The organism is Nonomuraea sp. NPDC050786 (assembly GCF_040654115.1).
Taxonomy (GTDB): Bacteria; Actinomycetota; Actinomycetes; order Streptosporangiales; family Streptosporangiaceae; genus Nonomuraea.
The window spans coordinates 57,860-71,208 of sequence record NZ_JBFAHJ010000006.1; the positions used below are offsets into that span (position 1 = coordinate 57,860).

Sequence of the window (13,349 nt, forward strand, 5' to 3'; positions counted from 1 at the left end):
CCATTTCGGAGGTTGAGTGCGTGTCGGGGGTTGTCGCGGCGTTCGCCGCCCTGGTGTCCGTTGCCGTGATCGGCTACCTGATCGGAATGGGAGGTCTGCTGCGGGCCAGCGACGAGCTGGTGCTGTCGCGCCTGGCCTTCTTCGTGGCCACCCCGGCGCTGATGTTCGCCACCGTGTCCCGGGCGGACCTGCACATCCTCTTCTCGCCGGTGCTGCTGACCGAGGTGGTGGCGGTGGCGTGCGTCCAGCTCGTCTATGTGCTGGTGGCCCGGCTCGCCTGGCGGCGCGACCGCCGCGAGGCGACCATCGGCGCGCTGGCCTCGTCGTACGTCAACGCCGGCAACCTCGGCGTGCCCATCTCGATCTACGTGCTGGGCGACGGCGCGCTGGTCGCCCCGATCCTGCTCTTCCAGCTGCTCGTCCTCACGCCGGTCTCGTTCCTGATCCTCGACAAGGGGGCACGGTCGGCGCGGGCGGCCCTGCTCCTCCCGTTCCGCAACCCGCTCACGGTCGCCTCGCTCCTCGGGCTCGCCTTGGCGATCAGCGGGCTCGCCCTGCCCGCCCCTGTCATGCGCCCGGTCGAGCTGCTCGGCGGCGCGGCCGTGCCCGTGGCGCTGCTGGCGTACGGCCTCAGCCTGTACGGCGCCCAGCGCGCCCCCACGACCCCCGAGACGAACGGCGTCGGCAAGGACGTCTTCCTCGCGGTCGCGTTGAAGGCCCTCGTCCAGCCGGCCATCGCCTACCTGACCGCCCGCCTCGCCCTCGGCCTGGACGGCAGCGCCCTCCTGGCGGCCACCCTCTTCGCCGCCCTGCCGACGGCGCAGAACATCTACGTGTACGCGGTGAACTACGACACGGGCCGGCGCCTGGCCCGCAGCACGATCCTGCTGACCACGGGCCTGTCCATCCCGATCATGACCGCGATCGGCGCGGCGCTTGGGTGATTACCATGAGAGCGTGGTGTTTCGCTCCGTATGGAACGAGCCCCGTCCCCCCGACCCTCCGTTACGCGTCTGGCGGGACTGGGCTCTCGTAGGGGTGCTCGTCCCGCTCGCGGTGCTCGAAGGGGTCCTGCGGCCGGAGCTCCCGTGGCGGGCCGTCGCGGTGGCCGTCACGCTCGCGCTGGTGCCCACGCTGCTGTGGCGCCGCACCAGGCCGCTGCTGATGCTCGCGGTCGTCTTCGCCACCACGAACCTGGCCCCGCTGTTCACGGGCGGCGTGCGGTCGGAGACGTACACGTTGGTGTTCGTGCTGATCGTGGTGTACGCAGTGTTCCGGTGGGGTTCGGGGCGCGAGGCCGCGATCGGGCTGGCGATCATGCTGGTCTCCGTCGGCATCTCGGTGGCCTGCTACGGGCTCGTCCCCGCCGACGCGGTGGCCGCGTTCGCCGTCATGTTCTCGGCCATCGCCCTGGGCCTGGCGGTCCGGTACCGCACCGGGGCGCGGATGCGCGAGCTCGAGCAGGTCAAGCTCCTCGAACGCGAGCAGCTGGCCCGCGACCTGCACGACACCGTGGCCCACCACGTGTCGGCCATGGCGATCCGCGCGCAGGCGGGCCTGGCGACGGCGCCCTCGCGTCCGGAGGCCGCGACCGAGGCGCTCCGGGTGATCGAGGCCGAGGCGTCGCGCACCCTCGCCGAGATGCGCGCCATGGTCCGCCTCCTGCGCCGTAACGAGCCGGCGGAGCTGGCGCCCGGCCGGCAGATCGCCGATCTCGAACAGCTCGCAGGGCGCACCAGAGTCGGCCCATCCGTCGACGTGGAGATCTCCGGCGACGTCGACGGCCTGCCGCCGTCGGTCGGCTCCGCGATCTTCCGCATCGCGCAGGAGTCGGTCACCAACGCCCGGCGGCACGCCCGCCACGCCACCCGCATCGCGATCCAGGTCGCCGCCGACGACACGTCGGTACGCCTGCGCGTGAGCGACGACGGCGAGACGAGCTCCGCACACTCGATGCCCGGCTACGGGCTCATCGGCATGATCGAACGCGCCGGCCTGCTCGGCGGCACCCTCCAGGCAGGACCGAACCCCGACCGGGGCTGGACCGTGACCGCCGTGCTGCCCCGCACCGGGACGGCGACATGACCGCCGAGAGCATCCGGGTGGTCGTCGCCGACGACCAGGAGATCGCCCGCACCGGGCTGAGGATGATCCTCGACGCGCAGCCCGGCATCGAGGTCGTCGGCGAGGCCGCCGACGGGCGCCGGGCCGTCGAGCTGGCGCGGCGCCTGCGCCCCGACGTGTGCCTGTTCGACATCCGCATGCCCGGCCTCGACGGCATCGAGGCCACCCGCCGCCTCGCCGGGCCGGGCGTCGCCGAACCCCTCGCCGTCGTCGTCATCACCACCTTCGACCTCGACGAGTACGTCTACGCCGCGCTCAGGGCCGGCGCCCGCGGCTTCCTGCTCAAGGACGCCGGCCCCGACCTGCTCTCCCAGGCCGTACGCGCCGCCGCCAACGGCGAAGCCCTCATCGCGCCCAACATCACCGCGCGCCTGCTCGAGACCTTCGCCTTCGCCGGCCAGGCCACACCGCCCGCGCAACCCGTCGAAGCGCTCACCAGCCGGGAGGAGGAGATCCTCGCCACCGTGGCGCGCGGGCGGACCAACAGCGAGATCGCCGACGAGCTGCACATCTCCCTCAGCACCGTCAAGAGCCACATCGCCAGCCTCATGATGAAGCTCGGTGTCCGCAATCGCGTCGAGATCGCCATGTGGGCCTACGAGACCCGGCGCGTACGCCCCTGACCTGGCCGATCGGCCGGCGCGAAAGTCGTACTTTCGGCTGTGGAGCGTGCGCGCGGACCTGGCGACACTGGTCGCGAGTCCCCGATCAGGAGAAACGCGATGAAGGCCTTCGTCTTACGCTCGTACGGCTCGTCCCTCCAGCTGACCGACATCGACAGGCCCGTGCCCGGCGACGGCGAGGTGCTGGTCCGGGTGCGCGCCACGTCCGTCCAGCCCTACGACTGGCACTTCATGCGCGGCGAGCCGTACGTCGCGCGTCTCATGCCCGGCGGCCCCGGCCTCCGCAAGCCGCCGTTCGACATCCTGGGCGCCGACGTGGCCGGGGAGGTGGAGGAGGTCGGCAAGGGGGTGACCGAGTTCGCCCCCGGCGACGAGGTGTACGCGATGCCCAAGCAGGGCGGTTTCGCCGAGTACGTGTGCGTGCCGGAGAGCGAGCTGGCGCGCAAGCCGGCGAACCTGTCGTTCGAGGGGGCGGCGGCGGTGCCGATGGCGGCGAACACCGCCCTGATCGCCCTGCGAGACCAGGGACGCGTCCAGCCGGGGCAGCGGGTCCTGGTGAACGGGGCCTCCGGCGGCGTGGGCACGTTCGCCGTGCAGCTCGCCAAGGCGTTCGGCGCGCGGGTCACCGGCGTCTGCGGCAGGCGGAACGTGGGCATGGTCCGGTCGATCGGCGCCGACGAGGTCATCGACTACACCAAAGAGGACTTCACCCGTGCCGGGCCGCGCTACGACGTGCTGGTGGACATCGCGGGCAGCCGCCCGGCCTCGGCCTGCCGGCGGGTGATGGCCCGTAAGGGGACCCTGGTCCTCGTCGGCGGTCCGGCCGGCCGCTGGCTCCAGCCCGCGAGCCACGCGTTCGCGACGCTCGCGGTGTCGCCGTTCATGTCGCAGAGAGTCGTCCTGGCGGACGTGGTGCGCTGCTCGGAGAACAGGCGGAACCTGACGACGCTGACCGAACTCATCGAGGGCGGCGAGGTCCATCCGGTCATCGACCGGAGCTACCCGTTCGAGGAGATCCCGGCGGCCGTCGGCTACCAGGAGGCGGGCCACGCGGCGGGCAAGGTCGTGATCGCCGTCTAGCGTGCCCGGACGGAGACCTCGCGCCTGACCGCCCAGACCTGTGTGGCAAGGCGCTGGAGAGCGGCCGCCCCGATTGTTACCGTTGTCGCGTCAACGACGATCATCAAGGGCCACGATCATCAAGGGGTACGCATGACCGAGTCCTCGGCGATGCCGCCGCACATGCGGCGAGTGGGGTTCGACCCGGCACCCGAGCTGGCGGCGATGCGGGACGAGGCGGGGATCGTACGCGTCACGAGCGCGTTCGGCCTGGACGCCTGGCTCGTGACCCGGTACGCGGACGTACGCGAGGTCCTCGGCGACGCCGAGCGCTTCAAGATCGCGGAGCAGACGGTGGGGCGGCTGCCCGGAGCCCCGGAGATGACCCCGGAGCAGCTGGCCAAGGCGCAGGCGGGCAACCTGCTGGGCGCGGACCCGCCCAAGCACACGCGGCTGCGCAAGATGCTGACGCCCGAGTTCACCATCCGCAGGATGCAGCGGCTGGAGCCGCGGATCAGGCGCATCGTGGACGACCACCTGGACGCCATGGAGGCCGCCGGGGCGCCCGCCGACCTGGTGCAGTCGTTCGCGCTGCCGATCCCGTCGCTGGTCATCTGCGAGCTGCTCGGCGTCCCGTACGAGGACCGCGCCGGCTTCCAGCTCCGCACCAGCAGGATGCTGGACATGTCGGTCCCCGGCGAGGAGCGGCTGGGGCTGCAGTTCGAGGCGCGGGCGTACATGGAGGGCCTGGTCCACCGCATCCAGCAGGACCCGGGCGAGGAGCTGCTCGGCATGCTGGTACGCGAGCACGGCGACGACCTGACCACGGACGAGCTCGTCGGGATCGGCTCCCTGCTGCTGTTCGCCGGCCACGAGACCACCTCCAACATGCTCGCCCTCGGCACCCTGGCCCTCCTCCGCCACCCCGAACAGCTCGAACTCCTCAGGAAGGAGCCCGAGCGCATCGACGCCGCGGTGGAGGAGCTGCTGCGCTGGCTGAGCATCGTCAACTCCGGCACCACCAAGGGCACCACCACGGAGGTCGAGCTCGGCGGCCGTACCATCCCGCCCGGTGAGCTGATCGTCTGCGCCCTGCCCGCGGCCAACCGCGACCCCGCGCTGCTGCACGACGCGGACACGTTCGACATCTCCCGGGGCGCCCCGGGCCACGTCGCCTTCGGCCACGGCATCCACCACTGCCTGGGCGCCCCGCTGGCCCGCATGGAGCTGCGCATCGCCTTCCCCGCGCTGCTCGAGCGCTTCCCTGGGCTGCGCGAGGCCGGCGCCGCGGACTTCCGCTCCTCCCACATCGTGTACGGCCTGAGCTCCCTGGCGGTCGCCTGGTAGCCGCCGATGGGAATTGTCGGTCCTGGCGGATAGCGTGCAAGCGTCATGCCTATCGACGTCGCGGCACACGAGCTGATCGGCAGGGAGCACCCCGCCGCGCTGATGCGCGCGGAGATCGACCGGGTGGTCGGCAGCCACGGCGGCCTGGTGCTGGTCACCGGCGAGGCGGGCATCGGCAAGACGACGCTCGTCACGAGCGCGGCGGCCGAGGCCAGGCGGCAGGGCGCGCTGGTGGTCGGTGGTGCCTGCTGGGACTCGGACAGCGCCCCCGGTTTCTGGCCGTGGGTCCAGGTCCTCCGGGCCCTGCGGCGCGCGGCCGGTCCCGAGGAGTGGGCCGGGGCCGAGGAGGCGGCGGGCGGCAGCCTGGCGGCCCTGCTCGGCGAGGGCAGGAGCGGCGCAGGGACCGGCGAGGGCAGGAGCGGCGCGGCGGCCGGCGACGCCTTCCGGCTCTACGACGCGGTCACCTCAGCCCTGGTCTCGCTGTCGCAGCGGCGCCCGGTGGTGGTCGTCATCGACGACCTCCACACGTCCGACCCGGCCTCGCTCCGGCTGCTGGAGTTCGCGGCGCAGCAGACGTGGTTCGAGCGGCTGCTGCTGATCGGCACCTATCGCGACGCCGAGGTCGAGCCGGTCGACCACCCGCTGCGCGACCTGCTGTCGCCGCTCGTCGCGCGGGCCACCACCATCACGCTCACCGGGCTCGACCAGGCGGGCGTCGGCGCGCTCATGGCCCGTACGGCCGGCCACGAGCCGCCGCCCGAGCTGGTCGCGGAGGTCCATCTGCGCACGGGCGGAAACCCGTTCTTCGTCGAGCAGACCGCCAGGCTCTGGCGCAGCGGCGGTTCGGCCGACGCCGTCGCGCCCGGCGTGCGCGACGCGCTGCTGCGCCGGCTGTCCCTGCTGCCGCGCCCGGTGTCCGAGCTGCTGCCCGCCGCGGCGGTGCTCGGGCGGGAGTTCCACCGGCAGGTGCTCGCCGCGAGCGTCGCGGCGCCCGTCGCGCACGTCGACCGGCTGCTGGACGTGGCCGTGGTGGCCAAGCTTGTGGTCGCCAAGGGCGGCGGCGTGTTCGCGTTCGCCCACGACCTGGTGCGCGAGACCCTCTACGACTCGCTGGACGACCCGGCCGAGCTGCACGCCGCGATCGTCCGCGCCCTCGACCGCGCCCTCGACCGCGCGCCCGGACCGGCGGGCAAGGTGCTGCCGGGCGACCTGGCCGGGCATGCCTACCTCGCCCGCGACCGCCTGGAGCCCGATCGGGTGATCGACCTCCTGCTGGCCGCGTCCCGTGACGCGAAGGGCCGGCTGGCGGACGAGGAGCAGCTCGGCCACCTGCGCAGGGCGTACGAGCTGAGTGCCGGCGTCGACCGGCGCAGGGGCGCCGTGATCGCGCTCGACCTGGGCGGGGAGCTGCACCACCTCGGCCGGCAGGACGAGGCGAGGGAGGCGTTCGAGGCGGCCGCCGCCATCGCCGACGAGCTCGACGACCCCGAGCTGCCCGCCCGCGTCGCGCTGACGTTCCACACCTACTACGGTCTCGGCCAGGCCCTCGACCGGTTGAGGCAGGCCCACGGCAGGCTGGTCGGCGGCTCGGTGCCCGACGAGCGGCTGGCGCTCGACCTCGTCCTCCACCTCGCCAATCTGGCCAGGCGGGGCGGTGACGACGACGCGCTGGCGTTCAGCCTGGGGACGCACCACGAGATCATCTGGGGGCCCGGCACGGCGGAGGAGCGGGTGGCGCTGACCGGCGAGCTGATGGACGTGGCCAGACGCACGTCCGACTGGGAGCTCGCCCACTTCGCCGCCGCGCTGCGCTGGGTCGCCATGATCGAGCAGGGTGACGCCGGCTATCTCGACGCCTTCCACGACTACGCCGCCAGGGGCCGGCGCAGCGGCCGGCCTCATCTCGACCGGTCCACATCGGTGGACATGAGCATCATCGCCGCACTCACCGGCCGCTTCGCCGAGGCGGAGTCGGCGCTGGCGGACATCCACGTGGACGCGGCGCACGGGCATTTTCTCTTCATGATCACGCACCACCGGTGGGCGATGATGTGGCTGCAGGGCAGGACCGAGGCGTCCGGAGAGCTGCTCCGCGAGCTCAGGGACACCCCTCACCCGTGCGTGCCGGTGCTGGAGGCGCTCACCGCGCTGCAGGCCGGCGACCTCGACACCGCGCTACGCCACTTCGCCGCCGGGGAGCCGCGCGAGCGCCTGGCACAGCCGCTGTGGCTGCGGTTCCAGGCCGAGGTGGCGGCGGCCACGCAGGACCCGGAGCTGTGCGCGAGAGCCAGGGCCGCGCTCGCGCCGCATCGGGGGCGGTGGGTGGTGTCGTTCTTCGGCTGGGACGTCAGCGGGCCGTACGATCTCTGGCTCGCCCTGGTCGACGCCGCTGAGGGGCGCTGGGCGCAGGCCGTCGAGGGGTTCACGGCCGCCTGCCGCTCCGCCGACCTGATGCGGGCGCGGCCGTGGTCGGTGATCGCCCGTGCGCACCTGGCCGAGACGCTGCTCTCCCGTGGCGGGCCCGGCGACGCCGAGGCGGCGGAGGGGCTGCTCGCCGGGGTGCGGAGGGAGGCGGGGGAGCTGGGCATGAGCCACGTCCTGGACTCCGTACGTCCGGCGCGTCCCGCCCTCGTTACGTCCCGGCCCGCCCTCGTTACGTCCCGGCCCGATCTCGTTACGCCCCGGCCCGAGTCCCTCACGCCCCGGTCCGCACTGGTCGAGTTCCGGGCGGTGCCGGGCGAGCCGTGGCCGGACGGAGGCGAGGCCGGTGGTGAGGCCGGTGGTGAGGCCGGTGGTGAGGCCGGTGGTGAGGCCCGTGGTGAGGCCCGTCGTGAGGTCGGTGGTGCGGAGTTCAGGAGGGACGGGGAGGTCTGGTCGCTGGCGTTCGCGGGCCGTACCACGCACCTGCCCGACGCCAAGGGCCTGCGCGACCTGCACACGTTGCTGAGCCGTCCCGGTGACGACGTGCCGGCCGTGACCCTGCTCGCCCCCGAGGGCGGCGAGGTCGTGGTCGCGGCCCGGCGGATGGGCGGTGACGACGTGCTCGACGAGGAGGCCAAGAGCCGCTACCGGCGCCGCCTGGCCCGGCTCGACGACGAGATCGACCGGGCTGTGGAGCTGGGGGACGATCGGCGGGCGGCCGAGGCCGACCGGGAGCGGGCGGCGCTACTGGAGGAGCTGCGGGCCGCGGCGGGGCTCGGCGGGCGCACGCGCCGCTTGGGCGACGAGGCGGAGCGGGCCCGCAAGACCGTCACCGCCAGGATCCGCGACGTGCTGCGCAAGCTCGACCGGGCCCATCCCGAGCTGGCCGCCCACCTGCGCGCCGCCGTCTCGACCGGCTCCACCTGCCGCTACCGGCCGGACCGCCCCGTGACCTGGCGCCTCTGAGCCCTTTATTTCCGGTTGTACAGGCGCATGGTGAGCGTGCCGAACACGACGATGAGCGCCAGCGCCCACCCCAGCACCCACGTCAGCTCCCCGGCATCCGGCGTGCCCGCCATCAGCGACCGCACCGAAGCCACCAGATGCGTGATCGGGTTGGCGTTCACGAACACCTGCAGCCACCCCGGCATGGTCGAGGGCTCCACGTAGACGTTGCTCAGGAAGGTCAACGGGAACAGCACCAGCATGCTGACCCCCATCACGGACTTCTCGCTCCGCAGCAGCAGCCCGAACATCGTCCACACCCAGGAGAACGCGAACGAGAACGCCAGCAGTACCAGGATCCCGCCCACCACACCGGCGACCCCGCCCTGCGGCCGGAAACCCAGCACCAGACCGACCAGCAGGATGACCGTCGAGGCCAGCGTGTACCGCAGGACGTCGCCGAGCAGGTAGCCGACCATGGTCGACGGGCGCCAGATGGGCAGGGTGCGGAAGCGGTCGAAGACGCCCTTCTCGATGTCCTTGTTGACCTCCACACCGGTGTACATCGTGATCATCACGACGCTCGTGACCATGATGCCCGGCAGCAGGAACTGCAGGTACTCGGTCGGCGACCCGGCCAGCGCGCCGCCGAACAGGTACGTGAACATCAGCGTCATCATCAGCGGGAACGCCGTCACGTCGAACAGCTGCTCCGGCACGTGCTTGATCTTCAGCACGGCCCGCCAGCCGAACGTGACCGAGGCCGACCAGGCGCTGGGCCGGGGCGGCTTGGCCCCCGGGGCGAGCACCGTGCCGAGCAGCTCGGCCGCGGGCGCGTACGTGGTCTCAGTGGTGGTGCTCATGCTGCCTCCTCGGTCGCGGCGGGGCGGTCGGTCAGGGCCAGGAAGACCTCGTCCAGGCTCGGCTGGCCGAGTGAGAAGTCGTCGACGACGATGCCGGCCTCGGCCAGCCGCCCGAGGGCGCGCGCGGCCTGCGCCGCCGCCTCGCCCTCACCGGTGACGCGGGCCGTGAGCGCCACCGGATCCGCCTCCAGGTAGACGGGCGCGTCCAGCGCCTCGGCGAGCAGGCGCTCGGCTTGCTCACGAGTGCCGGGGTCGCGCAGCCGTACGTGGACCGAGCCGGACCCGACCGACGACTTCAGCTGCCCCGGAGTGCCCTCGGCGATGACCTTGCCGTGGTCGATGACCGCGATGCGGCTCGCGAGCCGGTCGGCCTCCTCCAGGTACTGGGTGGTCAGCAGCACCGTCGTGCCGTGAGCCACGACGACGCGCACGATGTCCCAGACCTGGTTGCGGCTGCGCGGGTCGAGGCCGGTCGTGGGCTCGTCGAGGAAGAGCAGGTCGGGCGTGTTGAGGATGCTGGCCGCGATGTCGATCCGCCGGCGCATCCCGCCCGAGTACGTCTTGACCTGCCGTCCCGCGGCCTCGGTCAGCCCGAACGCCTCCAGCAGCTCCGCCGCCCGCTCCTTGGCGGCCGGCTTGCGGTGGCCGAGGAGGCGGCCGAGCAGGATCAGGTTCTCGGCGCCGGTCATCTCCTCGTCCACGGAGGCGTACTGGCCGGTCAGGCTGACCCGGCTGCGTACGGCGTCCGCCTCGCGCACCACGTCGTGCCCGAACACGCTCGCCTCGCCGCCGTCGGGTCTCAGCAGCGTGGCCAGCATCCGTACGGCGGTGGTCTTGCCGGCGCCGTTGGGGCCGAGCACGCCGTACACGGCGCCGGCCGGGACGGTGAGGTCGAGGCCGTCCACGGCGCGAGTGTCGCCGAAGACCTTGACCAGGCCGGAGGTCTGTATCGCTGGATCTGGCATTGCGGTCCTTTCAGGAGGCGTACGGCTGCGCGCGCCGGGCGGCGCGCAGCGCCCGGCCCCACCAGGTGAGCTGGTCGAGCATGGCCGCGACGGCCCGCAGGCGGTCGTCGGTGTCGCGCGGACGTCCGCGCTCGTCGACGTCCTCGCCGAGCAGGTCGAGGCCCACCCAGTCGCGCATGGTCACGGAGTGCAGGGCGCAGAAGACGGTACGGAGCTGCTCGACCGCGTACATGCCGGCCGATCCCGACCCGTACGCCACGAACCCGGTGGGCTTGGCCTGCCACTCGTCGTAGGCGAAGTCGATCGCCTGCTTGAGGGAGGCGGGGAAGCTCCGGTTGTACTCGGGGGTCACGACGACGAACGCCTCCGCCCCGCCGACGGAACCGGCGAAGCTGCACATGTCCGGCGTGCTCTCCTCCGGGTAGCACCGGGGGAAGGTGTAGCCCGCCAGGTCCAGGACCTCGACCGCGAGGTCGTCGCGGCGGCCGGCCCGCTCGGCGAACCACGCGCCGACCTTGTCGCCGACGCGGCCGACCCGGGTGCTCCCGATGATCACGGCCACCCGCAACGGATCCATGGTGCGTTCCCCCTTCCGGCGCCTTCACTGGGTAGGCGCTAGAAGGCCCGCTAGATCGGATCTAGCGGCGAGGCCGTCATACGGCGGGTCTGATCGTGTAGCCGACGCCGCGCACGGTGTGGATCATCGGCTCCCGGTGCGCGTCGATCTTGCGCCGGAGGTACGAGATGTACAGCTCGACGACGTTGCCGCGACCGCCGAAGTCGTACGCCCACACCCGGTCGAGTATCCGCGCCTTGCTCAGCACCCGCCCCGGATGGTGCATGAGGAACCGGAGCAGCTCGAACTCCGTGGGCGTGAGCCGGATCTCCTTGCCGGCCCGCCGTACCTGATGGGTCTCCTGGTCGAGCGTGAGGTCCCCGACCACGAGCCCGGCGCCGGGCCGCGCCTGCGCCGCGCCCGAGCGGCGCAGCAGCCCGCGCAGCCGGATGACGACCTCCTCCAGGGTGAACGGCTTCGTGACGTAGTCGTCGGCGCCCGCCCGCAGGCCGACGAGCCGGTCCTGGAGCGAGTCCAGGGCCGTCAGGAACAGGATCGGCACACCCGGCAGCACAGCGCGCAGCCGGGGCAGGCATTGGATCCCATTCATGGCGTCGAGGACGATCGCGTCGGGACGGAGGCCGCGGGCCGCGCGGATGGCCTGCGAGCCGTTGTGCGCGCTGCGGACGTCCCAGGACTCCTGGCGCATGACCAGGGAGAGGAGCTCGGTCAGCGGGGGCTCGTCATCCACCACGAGGATGGTGACGGAGCTGCCGTCGGCTCGGCGCACGGGCTCGGACCGGGAGTTCGGGCGGGTCGTGTGCATGCTCGTGACGATGACGTGCGTTCATGAAGGTTTGCTGATTGCCGCTTGTGAATCGTCTGTGAGCTGCGGAAGGGCCCGGCGGCGTGCCGGGCCCTTCCTGTCCCTTTTGAAGCGCATCAGAGCTACGCAGAGCCGCTACCCGCTTTTCGGCCGGAAACTCCTCGTGCACCTGAAGAGAAACGGTTGCACGTCGTCGGGCTCCGCATCGGTGCGGCGATCTTCGACCGGTTCGCCGTGGCCATCGGCGGGTAGCCGCCGCTCACCAGCCGGCGAGCTGCTCCAGGAGCCAGTCGACCAGCACCTGGGACACCTCGCCGTGCGCGGAGTTGCCCGTGTCGCAGCAGAACGCGTCCAGGAACGTCTCGTCCTTCGGCAGGTCGGCGAGATCCTGGTAAAGGTCGGCCTGCCACTGCAACGGGTCCCTGGCCAGGGCGATCGCGCTGACCGTCGGGACGAAGCAGCTGCTGCGGAAGCCCTCCTGGACGGGCAGCCCGATCGCGTCGGCCACCCTGCCCCAGAAGTCCAGCCGGCCGCCCGGCGCCCCGTCGAACGCCGGCACGCCCGACGTGGCGCTCGTCCACACGGGAGCGCCGAACCTGATCGCGCCGAGGCTCTGCAGCTCGCCCCGGTCCGGCTGGATCCTGGCCGTGAGCTGCAGCGGGTCGTGGTGCAGGTCGAACACCCGCGTCCCCGGCGGCAGGTCCGGCCCCGCGCCGTCCCCGGCCCCGTTGGCCAGGCCCAGCTTGTACGGCCGCATCGGGAACCAGCCCACCCTGCGCAGGTCGTCCAGGAAGTCCGTACGCAGCCGGCTGGCGGTGGTCACCGGACCCGAGTAGTCCTCGCCCTCGACCCAGCCCCACAGGAGCTGCTGCGCGGCCGGGCTGCGGATGAGCTCGGCCTGGCCGGGAGCGCCGGACTGCGGCCGCAGCGACTCGTCGAGGTAGGCGAGCTGCTGGAGCACCAGCGGGATCCAGGCGCCGAGGTGCGGCGTGTCGTAGGAGAAGTACTTGTCGGTCTGGTGGTCGAAGCCCTCGCTCTCCAGGCGCGCGAGCGCGTACCTGGTGATCATGCCGCCCAGGCTGACGCCGCCGACGACCAGCGGGAGGTCGCCCCGCCGCTCCTGGATGGCACGCCGCACGCAGGCGGCCGCCACGGCCGCGTTGGCCTGGATGTACGTCTGCCGCTCGTCGAAGCCGAGCAGGATGACGTCGATGCCCATCGCCCTGAGCCGGTCCAGGAAGCCGGGAGCACCCGCGTTGAGTCGGCTCCACATCGCGTCGAGGTCGCTCGGCCCGTAGTCGAAGCCGTCGGCGAAGATCAGCGGCCGGGTCAGGCCGGCGTGCCCCTGCGCCAGGTGGACCGCGGCCCGGCCGGTGGCCGTGCGTCCCTGATGCGGCTGGTCGCCCACCAGGTCCCAGACCTGGGCGGGTCTCGGAGCCTTGACCGCGTCCGGCCGCGGGGCCGCGAACCAGACCCCCTGCTGCCCGAGCGCGTCCGTGATCCGCTCGGCCTGCTCCCCGGTCAGGCTGCCCCTGACCGTCCCGGCTCTGGTCTCGACGTCGATTCTCGGTGCCTGCGCCATGATCGATCCTCCCGCTGGGTGCCGAGGCCTCAACTGGG

11 protein-coding genes are annotated in these 13,349 nt (G+C 72.6%); 6 read left to right on the top strand and 5 right to left on the bottom strand.

Annotated elements, in window-relative coordinates; translation table 11 throughout:
* Nucleotides 1-20 precede the first annotated feature (20 nt).
* The 6 genes from AB0H84_RS14180 (at nt 21) to AB0H84_RS14205 (ending at nt 8,540) form a co-directional block, all read left to right on the top strand.
* Nucleotides 21-944 carry an AEC family transporter gene (locus AB0H84_RS14180; protein ID WP_357603210.1) on the top strand — a complete coding sequence of 308 codons (924 nt, stop codon included), beginning with the start codon at nt 21-23 and terminating at the stop codon, nt 942-944.
* A 13-nt stretch (nt 945-957) separates the two neighbouring features.
* Entirely contained in the window at nt 958-2,085 is a 1,128-nt protein-coding gene (locus tag AB0H84_RS14185; protein WP_357603213.1) for a sensor histidine kinase, read from the top strand.
* Nucleotides 2,082-2,747, top strand: a complete 666-nt coding sequence (locus AB0H84_RS14190; RefSeq protein ID WP_357603216.1) for a response regulator transcription factor — start codon at nt 2,082-2,084, stop codon at nt 2,745-2,747. Before AB0H84_RS14185 ends, AB0H84_RS14190 begins: the two co-directional genes overlap by 4 nt.
* A gap of 99 nt (nt 2,748-2,846) precedes the next feature.
* Complete coding sequence (locus AB0H84_RS14195) at nt 2,847-3,827, top strand: NAD(P)-dependent alcohol dehydrogenase (RefSeq protein WP_357603219.1); 981 nt, start codon at nt 2,847-2,849, stop codon at nt 3,825-3,827.
* 132 nt (nt 3,828-3,959) lie between these two features.
* Nucleotides 3,960-5,153: a cytochrome P450 gene (locus tag AB0H84_RS14200; RefSeq protein ID WP_357603222.1), complete on the top strand. Its 1,194-nt coding sequence runs from the start codon at nt 3,960-3,962 to the stop codon at nt 5,151-5,153.
* A 45-nt stretch (nt 5,154-5,198) separates the two neighbouring features.
* Nucleotides 5,199-8,540: an AAA family ATPase gene (locus AB0H84_RS14205; protein ID WP_357603224.1), complete on the top strand. Its 3,342-nt coding sequence runs from the start codon at nt 5,199-5,201 to the stop codon at nt 8,538-8,540.
* Between the two features lie 5 nt (nt 8,541-8,545).
* On the opposite strand, the gene AB0H84_RS14210 is transcribed toward AB0H84_RS14205, so the two are convergent.
* The 5 genes from AB0H84_RS14210 to AB0H84_RS14230 all read right to left on the bottom strand — a co-directional run bounded on the left by AB0H84_RS14210 (nt 8,546) and on the right by AB0H84_RS14230 (nt 13,311).
* Nucleotides 8,546-9,382, bottom strand: a complete 837-nt coding sequence (locus AB0H84_RS14210; protein ID WP_357603227.1) for an ABC transporter permease — start codon at nt 9,380-9,382, stop codon at nt 8,546-8,548.
* Complete coding sequence (locus AB0H84_RS14215) at nt 9,379-10,347, bottom strand: ATP-binding cassette domain-containing protein (protein WP_357603230.1); 969 nt, start codon at nt 10,345-10,347, stop codon at nt 9,379-9,381. Before AB0H84_RS14215 ends, AB0H84_RS14210 begins: the two co-directional genes overlap by 4 nt.
* Nucleotides 10,348-10,357: 10 nt before the next feature.
* Complete coding sequence (locus AB0H84_RS14220; protein WP_357603233.1) at nt 10,358-10,924, bottom strand: NAD(P)H-dependent oxidoreductase; 567 nt, start codon at nt 10,922-10,924, stop codon at nt 10,358-10,360.
* A 76-nt stretch (nt 10,925-11,000) separates the two neighbouring features.
* Complete coding sequence (locus tag AB0H84_RS14225; protein ID WP_357603236.1) at nt 11,001-11,729, bottom strand: response regulator transcription factor; 729 nt, start codon at nt 11,727-11,729, stop codon at nt 11,001-11,003.
* Between the two features lie 259 nt (nt 11,730-11,988).
* The gene (locus tag AB0H84_RS14230) at nt 11,989-13,311 is read right to left on the bottom strand and encodes a hypothetical protein (RefSeq protein WP_357603239.1); all 1,323 of its coding nucleotides are present in this window, start codon (nt 13,309-13,311) and stop codon (nt 11,989-11,991) included.
* Nucleotides 13,312-13,349: the final 38 nt, after the last annotated feature.

Bases quoted from the DNA above. Each gene is read 5' to 3' on its own strand.
- AB0H84_RS14190 (WP_357603216.1), top strand. From the start codon at position 2,082: ATGACCGCCGAGAGCATCCGGGTGGTCGTCGCCGACGACCAGGAGATC.
- AB0H84_RS14195 (WP_357603219.1), top strand. From the start codon at position 2,847: ATGAAGGCCTTCGTCTTACGCTCGTACGGCTCGTCCCTCCAGCTGACC.
- AB0H84_RS14200 (WP_357603222.1), top strand. From the start codon at position 3,960: ATGACCGAGTCCTCGGCGATGCCGCCGCACATGCGGCGAGTGGGGTTC.
- AB0H84_RS14205 (WP_357603224.1), top strand. From the start codon at position 5,199: ATGCCTATCGACGTCGCGGCACACGAGCTGATCGGCAGGGAGCACCCC.
- AB0H84_RS14210 (WP_357603227.1), bottom strand. From the start codon at position 9,382: ATGAGCACCACCACTGAGACCACGTACGCGCCCGCGGCCGAGCTGCTC.
- AB0H84_RS14215 (WP_357603230.1), bottom strand. From the start codon at position 10,347: ATGCCAGATCCAGCGATACAGACCTCCGGCCTGGTCAAGGTCTTCGGC.
- AB0H84_RS14220 (WP_357603233.1), bottom strand. From the start codon at position 10,924: ATGGATCCGTTGCGGGTGGCCGTGATCATCGGGAGCACCCGGGTCGGC.
- AB0H84_RS14225 (WP_357603236.1), bottom strand. From the start codon at position 11,729: ATGCACACGACCCGCCCGAACTCCCGGTCCGAGCCCGTGCGCCGAGCC.
- AB0H84_RS14230 (WP_357603239.1), bottom strand. From the start codon at position 13,311: ATGGCGCAGGCACCGAGAATCGACGTCGAGACCAGAGCCGGGACGGTC.